The following is an 11,245-nucleotide window of genomic DNA, read 5'->3' on the forward strand; positions in this document are numbered from 1 at the left end:
TACCTCGACCGGCGTGGGGTTGCGGGGGTGGAGGTATCTGAGCACCACCAGAGCGTCACCAGGTACCTCGACCGGTGAGGGGTTTGCGGGAGTGGAGGTATCTGAGCACCAGCAGACTGTCACCAGGTACCTCGACCGGCGTGGGGTTGCGGGGGTGGAGGTATCTGAGCACCGCCGGATGGTTGCCGGATACCTCGAGCGGCGTGGGGGCTCTGGGAGTGGAGGTATGTGAGCACCGCCGGATGGTTGCCGGATACCTCGACCGGTGAGGGGGTTGCGGGAGTGGAGGTATCTGAGCACCAGCAGACCGTCACCGGATGCCTCCACCGGCTGCCCGGAGTCCACCGTTCGGTGGACGGCCTGTCCACCGTCCGCCGGTCCCAGGCTCCACGCGTCGTCGCGCACAGTGGTGGACATGACGAAAGCCATCGTGATCGAGGGACTGTCCAAGCGCTACGGGGACAAGCGCGCGGTCGACGGGCTCGACCTGGTGATCGGGGAGGGCGAGTGCTTCGCCCTCCTCGGACCCAACGGGGCCGGCAAGACGACGACGGTCGAGATCCTCGAAGGCTTCCGTCAGCGGGACGCCGGCGACGTCCGGGTTCTCGGCGAGGACCCGGGCGTCGTCAGCAACCCGCGGGGTCGGCGGGGACGAGCCTCCCGCGCGGAGTGGCTCGACCGGATCGGCATCGTCCTCCAGGGCAGTGGTGGTCTCGACCTGCTCACTCCCCGGGAAGCCCTCTCGAGCACGGCCCTGGCCTACTCGCGGCCCCGACCGGTCGAAGAGGTCATCGCCGCCGTCGGCCTCGAGGAGAAGGCGGACCAGCGCATCGCCGGTCTGTCCGGGGGGCAGCGGCGCCGGCTCGACGTGGCGCTCGGGATCATCGGGCGGCCCGAGCTCCTCTTCCTCGACGAGCCGACGACGGGCTTCGACCCGAAGGCCCGGCGTGACTTCTGGGGACTCATCGCGAGCCTGCGCCACGACGGGACGACCATCCTCCTCACGACGCACTATCTCGACGAGGCCGAGCATCTCGCTGACCGGGTCGGCGTCGTCGCGGCCGGACGTCTGCTCGCCCTCGACACCCCGGAGAACCTCGGCGGTCGCGCCGGCCAGGACGCCACGGTGACCTGGGAGGAGGGCGGCCGGCGGCACTCCTTCGTCACCGCGCGTCCCACCCGGGCCGTCGCGGACCTCACGGCGCGCCTGGCGACGGCCGACGGAGAGGTCCCCGAGCTGACCGTCACCCGCCCCTCGCTCGAGGACACCTACCTCTCGCTCATCGCCCCGCACGTCGTGGTCGGCGACGATGTCGAGGGGGTCAAGGGCGAAGGGATGCAGCGCGACGACCTGCAGGTCACCGCAGGCAGGCCCTCGGGCGGGAGCACACGGCATACCGAGCCTGGAAGAGCGACGAACGGAGTGACGCGATGACGACGAACCCGACCGCCCACACGATCCGCCTCGGCGCGAACCGGACCGGCCTGGAGCTGCGGATGTTCACGCGGGAGAAGGAGGCGGTGTTCTTCACCTTCCTCCTGCCCATCGTCCTCCTCGCGCTCTTCTCCGTCGTCTTCGGCGACAGCTTCGCAGCCGGGGGCGACGAGGCGGGCGTGTCCGCGGCCCGCTACTTCCTCCCCGCGATGGTGGCCTCGGGTGTCATCCTCACGAGCTTCCAGTCGACGGCCCTCTCGGTCGCGATGGAACGTGACGACGGGCTCCTCAAGCGGCTGCGGAGCACACCGATGCCACCGTCGTCGTTCTTCCTCGGCAAGGTAGGGCTCGTCGTCGTCACCTCGGCGACCCAGACGCTCGTCCTCCTCGCGGTGGCCCGGCTCGCGTTCGGCGTGCCGCTGCCGCAGGACGCCGAGCACTGGCTCACCTTCGCATGGGTGCTGCTCCTCGGCGTGGCCGGCGGAACGGTGCTCGGCATCGCGTTCTCCTCCGTCGCGTCGGCCCGCTCCGCGGGTGCCGTCGTCATCGGCCCGGTCCTGCTCCTGCAGTTCATCTCGGGCGTCTACTTCCCGTACAGCCAGATCCCCACGTGGCTCCAGCAGGTCGCCGCGGTCTTCCCCCTCAAGTGGGTCGCGCAGGGCATGCGGTCGGTGTTCCTGCCGGACGACTTCGCGTCGCTGGAATCGGCGGGCGCCTGGGAGCACGGCCGGACCGCCGTCGTCCTCCTCCTCTGGTTCATCGGCGGGCTCGTCGTCTGCCTGCGGACCTTCCGCTGGTTCAAGCGCGGCACGACGTGAGCGAGGCGCGATGATCGACACCATGGACACGACACCGGCGCGGGTGCGCTCCACCGAGGAGCTGGACCGCATGTGGATCTCACAGCTGCGGTGGTGGCACATCATCCTCGGGCTCCTCGTCGGGGTGACCGCCGTCGGCATCCTCGTCGCCGGCATGTCCGTCGCGAGGACGGCGATCATCCTCGCGTGCCTCGCCGGGATCGTCGTCGCGTATGCCGTGGCCGGCCGTTACGGGTTCGCCCGGCCCGAAGAGCCGCGGACCGTTGCCTATCTCGTCCTCGCCTGGGTCCTCCTGCTGCTCGCCATCTCGGTGGACACGGTGGGGATCTCGTGGATCATGTGCTTCGTCCTCTTCCCGCACACCTGGGCGATGTCGCGGGTCACCGTCGCGATCTGGTTCACGACGGTCGTCAGCGTCGCGTTGATGGTGATCCGGATGTGGCAGACCGACTGGGACCCCTCGGCGCTGCCCGGCATCCTCATCGGGACGTTCCTGTCGTGGGCGCTGTCGATCATCCTCGGCCTGTTCATCGTGCGGCTCGTCCACGAGGCCGAGGCCCGAGCCACGGCGATCGACGAGCTGCACGACACCCAGGCACAGCTCGCGGCGGCCGAGCGCGACCGGGGTGTTCACGAGGAACGGGACCGGCTCTCCCGGGAGATCCACGACACCCTCGCCCAGGGCTTCACCTCGGTCGTCACCCTGTCGCGCGCCGTCGACGCGGCCCTCGCGCGCGGCGACGTGGCGACCGCGCGTGACCGCCTCGCGCTCCTCGAGGCGACGGCCGCCGACAACCTCAGCGAGGCCCGTCTCATCGTCGCCGAGCTGACCCCAGGCCACCTCCAGTCGCGCACACTGGTCGAGGCCCTCGACCGGCTCGTCGGTGCGGTCTCGGCCGAGTCCGGCGTCCGGGCCGCCCTCGACGTCGCCGGCGAGCCGGTTCGCCTTCCCGGCAGCACCGAGGTCGTCCTTCTGCGGACCGCCCAGGAGGCCCTGTCGAACGTCCGCCGCCACGCGCGGGCCCGGTCTGCGCGGGTCGTCGTCTCGTATGCCGATCCGGCCCGGGTGGTCCTCACCGTCCGTGACGACGGGATCGGGTATGCCACGGACGCCGGCACCGGAGGGTTCGGCCTCGACGGCGTGCGGTCCCGTGCGGCCGACATCGGCGGAGCCGCCGAGGTCACCTCCGCGCCGGGGCGTGGCACGGCGGTGCGGGTGGAGGTGCCCCGATGATGGTCCGGCTCCTCGTCGTCGTGACCTCCGCGCCGGGGCGTGGTACGGCGGTTCGGGTGGTGGTGTTCCGATGACGGTCCGGCTCCTCGTCGTCGACGACCATCCCGTCGTCCGGGCCGGGATGGTCGCGATGCTCTCGGAGGCCGAGGACTTCGAGGTCGTCGGCGAGGCCGCCAACGGCGCCGAGTGTCTCGCCGTCGTCCCGCGGGTCCGGCCCGACGTCGTCCTCATGGACCTGCGGATGCCTGTCATGGACGGCACCGAGGCGACGGCCCGGCTCCGCGCCCAGCCCGACGCGCCGGAGGTCCTCGTCCTCACGACGTACGACACGGACGCCGACATCGTCCGGGCCGTCGAGGCCGGGGCGCGCGGCTACCTTCTCAAGGACGCTCCCCCGGAGCACCTCGCGGACGCCATCCGCCGGGCCTCCCGCGGCGAGACGGTGCTCGCACCGACGGTCGCCGCCCGCCTCGCCGAACGGCTCCGCGCACCGGCGCCGGTGGATCTCACGGCCCGCGAGGTCGAGGTCGTGGGGCTCGTCGCGCGGGGGCTCTCGAACGCCGAGATCGGCGCCGAGCTGTTCATCGGCGAGGCGACGGTCAAGACCCATCTCCTGCGAGCCTTTCAGAAGCTCGGGGTGACCGACCGCACGGCCGCCGTCACCGAGGCATACCGTCGAGGACTCATCGACCTGCCCGGGTGACCCTCTGGCGGTCTGCCACCCGATCGGGGTCTGTGCACCAGCGGCGCCCCCGAGCCGTGGCGGTCTGCCACCCGATCGGGGTCTGTGCACCAGCGGCGCCCCCGAGCCGTGGCGGTCTGCCACCCGATCGGGGTCTGTGCACCAGCGGCGCCGGAAGCGACCCAGCGACGTGGGCCCGCGGGGACGTGGGCCCCCGGGGACGCGGACCTCAGGGGCGAGGGTCGCGCTCGTCGCTCGCCTCGTCGAGGGCGGCGGTGGCCGCGATCGCCCGCCGCCGGTGCCGAAGGTACTCGACGGCCATCGGCAGGACCGAGACGAGGACGATGAGGACGAGCGCCGCCTCGATGTTGTCGCGGATGATCGCGATGTTCCCGAGGAAGTAGCCGAGGATCGTCACGCCGCTCGCCCACAGCAGGGCGCCGAGCGCGCTCCACGTGAGGAACCGGGTCCGGTCCATCCGGCCGACGCCCGCGACGAGGGTGATGAAGGTCCGCACGATGGGGACGAACCGGCCGAGGACGAGCGCCTTGTTGCCGTACTTGTCGAAGAAGTCGTGCGTCTTGTCGAAGTACTCCTGCCGGAGGAACCGGCCGTTCCGCCGGTAGATCGGGGGCCCGATCGCCCGCCCGATCTCGTAGCCGACGACGTTGCCGGCGAACGCGGCGACCGTGAGGATGAGGCAGGCGAGGAACAGGTTGAGGTGCAGCGTGCCGTTGGCGATGAACACGCCGATCGTGAAGAGCAGGGAGTCGCCGGGCAGGATGGGGAAGAGGAGTCCGCACTCGATGAAGACGACGACCACCGCCACCCACATCCCGTAGTCGTTGAGGAGGGTGGCGGGATGGAGCCAGTCGGGTCCCAGGGTGTGGATCACCGCTCAAGGGTATGCAATGTGCTGGCCCGTTCCTGTGTGCCGCCTGAGCGGTCGGCTGCGTCCGGGCACCTGGCGGATCTCGCCCATTCCCCCATGGACAGGACCCGCCAGGTGCGCGGACGGCCTGGCGCCGGCACCTGATCCGTGCCGCGTTGCGTCGACCCCGCCATCGGCGCAACGTCGCACGGATCCTGGACTTTCAGATCGCCCGGCCCTCCCTGACCGGTCGGGCGTCGGCGGCGATTGCCATGCTAGGCAGAGGTGCTGCGGCGGCGTGGGCGTTTCAGGAGGAAACGTCCCCCGATGACGCCAAGATCCCCTCCACGGGTGGTGACGCACCACCCGTGCGGGTAGTGCGAGAGTGGGGCCCGTGGATGGGGAGCCCGGCACCGCCAAGATCGGGGTCGGCCCGTGGGAAGGCCCGTGGCCCGACGACGCGCGTCTCGACCCGCATTTGCTCCGGGACGGCGACCGCCGCAACGTCGTCGACGGGTACCGCTACTGGCGTCAGGAGGCGATCGTCGCCGACCTCGACGGGCGGCGACACCCGTTCCACGTGGCCGTCGAGAACTGGGTCCACGACGCGAACATCGGATCGGTCATCCGCACGGCGAACGCCTTCAACGCGGCGGCCTTCCACATCGTCGGACGGCGCCGGTGGAACCGGCGGGGCGCGATGGTCACCGACCGCTACCAGCACGAGTACCACCATGCCGATGTCGCGGACCTCGTCGCATGGGCGGGCACGGCCGGTGGCGGACGAGACACATCGGTCGGGCGCGGCATACCGCTGGAACGAGACGCATCGCTCGGGCGTGATGCACCGCCCGGGCGTGGTGCACCGCTGGGGCGTGGTGCACTGCGCGGACGTGATGCACCGCCCGGGCGTGATGCACCGCTCGGACGTGGTGCGCCGTCCGGACGTGGCATACCGCTCATCGGCATCGACAACGTGCCGGGCGCGGTGGCCCTGGAGACCTACGACCTTCCGCGGGAGTGCGTCCTCGTCTTCGGGCAGGAGGGCCCGGGGATCTCCGCGGCGATGCTCGACGCGTGCGACGTGGTCCTCGCCATCGGCCAGTACGGCTCGACGCGGTCGATCAACGCGGGCGCAGCCGCGGCCGTCGCCATGCACGCCTGGGTGCGGCGGCACGTCTTCGGGCAGCCCCCCCGCTGACCTCCGCACGTGCCGAGTTGTTGTCGTCGTTCGGAGCGACGGACGACAACAACTCGGCACGTGCGAGGGGTGCAGTCGGCTGGGGGATGCGGGCCGCGCGCTCGGCCGACGGAGAAGCGGGGTGGGCGGGGCTGCGGACGTTAGGGTCTGCAGGGTGAGCCGGCTCTGGGACGACGTCACGACCCCGGACAAGTGGGCACGCGGGCACGTGGCGGTGCGGGTCGCCGGCGTCTATCTCGCGCTCGTCGTCGCGTCGTGGCTTCTGCTGAGCGCCTTCCTGCTGACCCGGGGGAGCCTCGACACCCCCGCGTGGGTGCCCCTACCGCTCCTGCTCCTCACCCTTCCGCTGTCGTTCACCCTCGGTTACGCGCTGTACACCGTCTTCTACCCGCCGCCCCTCGTCGGCGCCTTCGGGCTCCTCGTGTTCGGCGTCGTCATCGCCTGGTACCTCTGGCGGGTCATCCGCGGGCCCCGCTGGGTGGAGTGACGCCGCTCGGGCAGGGGCCCGCCACGCCGATCGACCGGCAGTGGTCGACACGCGGCTCGGCAGGGGACGGTGAGGGGACGACACACGCACTCGACCGGAGTTGGTGGTGCACGTGGACGCCTCGGGCGCCGGCGCCGGACCGAATCCCTCGGGAGGCCGCACAGGTGGCAGGATCGGTGCCAGCACCGGTTCCGTCTCGTCGTCCAGCAAGGAGCGCTCGATGCCCATCGCCACCCCCGAGGTCTACGCCGACATGCTCGACCGGGCCAAGAACGGCTCGTTCGCCTACCCGGCCATCAACATCACCTCGAGCCAGACGGTGACCGCGGCGATCCGCGGCTTCGCCGAGGCCGGCTCGGACGGGATCATCCAGGTCTCGACGGGGGGCGCCGAGTACGCGTCCGGGTCGACGATCAAGGACATGGTGACCGGCTCGCTCGCGCTCGCGGCATACGCCGAGGAGGTCGCGAAGAGCTACCCCGTCAACATCGCCCTCCACACCGACCACTGCCCCAAGGACAAGCTCGACGGGTTCGTCCGGCCGCTCCTCGCGAGGAGCGCCGAGCGGGTCAACGCCGGAGGGCTGCCGATCTTCCAGTCGCACATGTGGGACGGCTCCGCGGTGCCGCTCGGGGAGAACCTCGACATCGCCGAGGAGCTGCTCGCGGCCTGTCACGCCGCGCAGGTCATCCTCGAGATCGAGGTCGGCGTCGTCGGCGGCGAGGAGGACGGTGTCGTCGGGGCCATCGACGAGAAGCTCTACTCGACCCCCGAGGACGCCATCGCCACCGCGAAGAAGCTCGGCCTCGGCGAGAACGGCTACTACATGACGGCGCTCACCTTCGGCAACGTCCACGGCGTGTACAAGCCGGGCAACGTCAAGCTGCGCCCGGAGGTGCTCAAGGCCGCGCAGGACGCGGTGTCGGCCGAGTTCGGCCTTCCCGAGGGGTCCAAGCCCTTCCATCTCGTCTTCCACGGCGGGTCGGGATCGCTGCCGGAGGAGATCTCCGCCGCCGTCGACTACGGCGTCGTCAAGATGAACGTCGACACCGACACCCAGTACGCCTTCACCCGCCCGGTCGCCGACTGGATGCTGCGCAACTACGACGGCGTCCTCAAGGTCGACGGCGAGGTCGGCAACAAGAAGCAGTACGACCCGCGCGCGTGGGGCAAGGAGGCCGAGGCCGGGATGGCCCGTCGGGTCGTCGAGGCCTGCGAGAACCTCCGCTCGGCCGGCACACACGCCTGATGCCGGATCTGCTCGGCATACCGGAGACCCTCCTGCCGCCCGACCCCGCCGCCGACGCGCTCGGCGGCGAGGGTGGCGGCGACCTCGCAGGCGTCGCCGCGGCATACCCGGCATCGTCGCTCGCCTGGGCGCTCCTCGCCGAGGACGCCTTCGAGCGTGGGGCGGATGTCGAGTCGTATGCCTACGCCCGGACCGGCTACCACCGTGGCCTCGACGCGCTGCGGCGGTCCGGGTGGCGCGGTCAGGGGCCCGTGCCGTGGTCGCACGAGCCGAACCGCGGGTTCCTCCGCGCCCTCGCCGCCTTGGCGCGGGCGGCCGAGGCGATCGGTGAGGACGACGAACGCGACCGGTGCACCGAGTTCCTCCGGGCCTCCTCCACCGAGGCGGCCATCGCCCTCGGGCTCTAGCTCCGCGCCTGCTGCAGCACCGCGCCCGATCCAGCACCGCGCCGACGACGACCGACCCAGCCGGCCGACTGGCCATCTGGCACCCGATCGGGGCCTGAGCGCCACTTCCGCGGGGTCGCCGGAAGGCCTCCGCCGGAACGCATGCCCCGGAGAAAGGGTTCGGCGGAGGTCCGCTGCCCCGATGAGTGGGGCACTGGACCTCCGCCGAGGAGCCCCCTGCCAGGAGCCCGGCGCTCGAAGCGCCGACCGGCCAACCCGTTCAGTCCCCTGCAACGTTCGGGTCGGCATGACCATCATCTCCCGGGCTACGCGCTGTGGACGGCTCTTCACTGCCAATGGCACTAACATGCCAGTATTCGCGCCGTGGTATGCCGCGACCTGGTCCGCCGTCGCCGTCCACCTCGTGGTGGTCGGGCAGGGGCGGGCGCCGGCGAGCGAGACGCGGTCGATGCGGCGGCGAGGACCGGTGAGGAGGACACGTGGCACGCGATCCGGACCGGGTGGAGCGACCGCTCGACGTCCTGTCGGCGGCGCTCGACGCCCAGATGGCCGACCTCGAGCAGCGACGCAACGACTTCATCGAGATGCGCGCGGCCGTCCTGCGCCTCCGCGCGATCGTCGACGACGAGTCCCGGACCGACGCGGCCGAGCCGCTGCCCCTGGAGTTCGCGGCGGAGCAGACCGAGCGACTGCTCGACTTCAGCGAAGGGCTCGTCCGGACGAGCATCCTCACCGTCGAGGAGGGACCGGGCACCGACGAGGCGATGGTCCGCGACCTCCAGGAGCGGGTGGCCGAGGGGTTCGTCCAGCGGGCCCTCTACGACGCGCAGGTCGCCGCGACCGCCTCCGGGCGCCGCTGGATGGACTCCTGGGCGGCGGTCGGCGAGGAGCAGCGCATCGCGACGACCGTCCCGGGCGAGTTCGCCGTCTTCGGGTCGCATGCCGTCGTCGCGACCTCCGAGTGGAAGGACACCTCCTCCGGCTACGTCCTCATCCGCAACCCGATGATCGTCGCCGCGTTCGCCGCCCTGTTCGACCTCGCATACGGGACGGCCGTCCCTGTCGTCCCCCGAGACCAGGGCGAGGACGAGCATCTCATCCAACTCCTCGCGCTCGGGATGAAGGACGAGGCCATCGCCCGCTACCTCGGGTGGGGGCTGCGCACCGTGCGCCGGCGGGTCGCGCGCCTCATGGAGATCCACGGCGTCGACACCCGGTTCCAGCTCGGCGCCGCCGTCACCGCGGCGGGCCGCGTCGGTCCCCGCCGCCGGACGACGGTCCAGGTCCGGGGCCGCGCACGCTAGGGTTACCCGGGCGAGGACCCGGCCCGACGCTCGGGTCCTCTCCGCGTGTCGCAGTGGAGGAGGTCGGGATGCCGGCGATCGTGCTGGTCGGAGCCCAGTGGGGTGACGAGGGCAAGGGCAAGGCGACCGACCTCATGGGGTCGGACGTCGACTACGTCGTCAAGTTCAACGGCGGCAACAACGCGGGGCATACCGTCGTCATCGGCGCGGAGAAGTATGCCCTCCACCTGCTGCCGTCGGGCATCCTCACGCCGTCGTGCATACCCATCATCGGCAACGGCGTCGTCATCGACCTCGAGGTCCTCTTCGCCGAGATCGACGGCCTCGAGGCCCGGGGCGTCGACACCTCCCGGCTCCTCGTCAGCGCGAACGCCCACCTCATCGCCTCCTACAACCGGACCCTCGACAAGGTGACGGAGCGGTTCCTCGGGGCCCGGCGCATCGGGACGACGGGCCGGGGCATCGGGCCGACCTACGCGGACAAGATGAGCCGCACCGGCATCCGCGTCCAGGACCTCTTCGACGAGGGCATCCTCCGGCAGAAGGTCGAGGCGGCCCTCGCCGTGAAGAACCAGATCCTCGCCAAGATCTACAACCGGCGCGCCGTCGATGCCGATGCGGTCGTCGAGGAGCTCCTCTCGTATGCCGGGCGGTTGCGGCCCATGGTCGCCGACACCTCCCTCGTCCTCGAGAAGGCCCTCGACGCCGGGTCGAACGTGCTCCTCGAGGCCGGTCAGGCGACCCTCCTCGACGTCGACCACGGCACGTACCCGTTCGTCACGTCCTCGAGCGCGACGGCGGGCGGCGCGTGCACGGGCTCCGGCATTCCGCCGACCCGCGTGTCCCGCGTCATCGCGGTCCTCAAGGCCTACAGCACCCGTGTCGGGGAGGGACCGTTCCCCACCGAGCTGCACGATGACATGGGCGAGCTGCTGCGCAAGTCGGGCGCCGAGTACGGCACGACGACCGGCCGGCCACGGCGCTGCGGCTGGCTCGACACCGTGGTCGGGCGGTACGCCACGCGGATCAACGGCGTCACCGACTTCGTCGTCACCAAGCTCGACGTGCTCACCGGCATCGAACGGGTCCCGGTGTGCGTGGCCTACGAGGTCGACGGGGTGCGGCACGAGGAGATGCCGGTGAACCAGACCGACTTCCACCACGCCGTGCCGATCTACGAGCACCTCGACGGCTGGTGGGAGGACATCAGCGGGTGCCGGAGGTTCGCGGAGCTGCCGGCCAACGCCCAGGCCTACATCGAGCGGGTCGAGGAGCTCGTGGGGGCGCGGGTGTCCGCGATCGGCGTGGGCCCCGAGCGGGACGCCATCATCGAGCGCCACCCGCTCCTCGGCTGAGCCCGGTCACTCGCGTCGGCCGCTCCACCCCGACACCCACCGAGCTGCCCCCCGGTGGCGGTCTGCCACCCGATCGGGGCCTGTGCACCACCTGGCCTGCACCCGGCTGGTGGCGGTCTGCCACCCGATCGGGGTCTGTGCACCAGGCCGTGTGCAGGCTGGTGGCGGTCTGGCATCCGATCGGGGTCTGTGCACCACCTGG

General features: G+C 71.3%; 12 protein-coding genes. 11 read left to right on the forward strand and 1 reads right to left on the reverse strand.

What is annotated here, in order from left to right:
• The 5 genes from BN12_RS26430 to BN12_RS22765 form a co-directional block, all read left to right on the forward strand.
• Positions 1-232 (forward strand): hypothetical protein (locus BN12_RS26430; RefSeq protein WP_235432511.1); only part of this gene is annotated, 232 nt, incomplete at its 5' end.
• A gap of 183 nt (positions 233-415) precedes the next feature.
• Positions 416-1,435 (forward strand): ABC transporter ATP-binding protein, encoded by a 1,020-nt coding sequence (locus BN12_RS22750; RefSeq protein WP_083454885.1) that lies wholly within the window; start codon positions 416-418, stop codon positions 1,433-1,435.
• Complete coding sequence (locus BN12_RS22755; protein ID WP_048555775.1) at positions 1,432-2,253, forward strand: ABC transporter permease; 822 nt, start codon at positions 1,432-1,434, stop codon at positions 2,251-2,253. The genes BN12_RS22750 and BN12_RS22755 overlap by 4 nt, the downstream gene beginning before the upstream one ends.
• Positions 2,254-2,275: 22 nt before the next feature.
• Positions 2,276-3,487, forward strand: a complete 1,212-nt coding sequence (locus tag BN12_RS22760) for a sensor histidine kinase (protein ID WP_157635649.1) — start codon at positions 2,276-2,278, stop codon at positions 3,485-3,487.
• A gap of 70 nt (positions 3,488-3,557) precedes the next feature.
• On the forward strand, positions 3,558-4,190 hold the full coding sequence (locus BN12_RS22765) for a response regulator (RefSeq protein ID WP_048555777.1): 633 nt from the start codon (positions 3,558-3,560) through the stop codon (positions 4,188-4,190).
• Between the two features lie 208 nt (positions 4,191-4,398).
• Here the strand turns inward: BN12_RS22765 and BN12_RS22770 are convergent, their stop codons facing one another.
• Positions 4,399-5,064 carry a DedA family protein gene (locus BN12_RS22770; protein ID WP_327152691.1) on the reverse strand — a complete coding sequence of 222 codons (666 nt, stop codon included), beginning with the start codon at positions 5,062-5,064 and terminating at the stop codon, positions 4,399-4,401.
• A 370-nt stretch (positions 5,065-5,434) separates the two neighbouring features.
• On the opposite strand from BN12_RS22770, the gene BN12_RS24155 reads away from it, so the two are divergent.
• From BN12_RS24155 to BN12_RS22800, 6 genes are all read left to right on the forward strand, one after another.
• Complete coding sequence (locus tag BN12_RS24155) at positions 5,435-6,241, forward strand: TrmH family RNA methyltransferase (protein WP_235432512.1); 807 nt, start codon at positions 5,435-5,437, stop codon at positions 6,239-6,241.
• 154 nt (positions 6,242-6,395) lie between these two features.
• Positions 6,396-6,728 carry a hypothetical protein gene (locus tag BN12_RS22780; protein WP_048555779.1) on the forward strand — a complete coding sequence of 111 codons (333 nt, stop codon included), beginning with the start codon at positions 6,396-6,398 and terminating at the stop codon, positions 6,726-6,728.
• Positions 6,729-6,948: 220 nt separating this feature from the next.
• Positions 6,949-7,977 carry a class II fructose-bisphosphate aldolase gene (gene fbaA / locus BN12_RS22785; protein ID WP_048555780.1) on the forward strand — a complete coding sequence of 343 codons (1,029 nt, stop codon included), beginning with the start codon at positions 6,949-6,951 and terminating at the stop codon, positions 7,975-7,977.
• The gene (locus BN12_RS22790; RefSeq protein ID WP_083454886.1) at positions 7,977-8,384 is read left to right on the forward strand and encodes a DUF3151 domain-containing protein; all 408 of its coding nucleotides are present in this window, start codon (positions 7,977-7,979) and stop codon (positions 8,382-8,384) included. Before fbaA ends, BN12_RS22790 begins: the two co-directional genes overlap by 1 nt.
• A gap of 479 nt (positions 8,385-8,863) precedes the next feature.
• Positions 8,864-9,688: a helix-turn-helix domain-containing protein gene (locus tag BN12_RS22795; protein ID WP_048555781.1), complete on the forward strand. Its 825-nt coding sequence runs from the start codon at positions 8,864-8,866 to the stop codon at positions 9,686-9,688.
• Between the two features lie 68 nt (positions 9,689-9,756).
• Entirely contained in the window at positions 9,757-11,043 is a 1,287-nt protein-coding gene (locus tag BN12_RS22800) for an adenylosuccinate synthase (RefSeq protein WP_048555782.1), read from the forward strand.
• Positions 11,044-11,245 lie beyond the last annotated feature (202 nt).

The sequence above is a fragment of the Nostocoides japonicum T1-X7 genome, from assembly GCF_001046855.1.
In the GTDB taxonomy this organism is placed as follows: Bacteria; Actinomycetota; Actinomycetes; order Actinomycetales; family Dermatophilaceae; genus Nostocoides; species Nostocoides japonicum.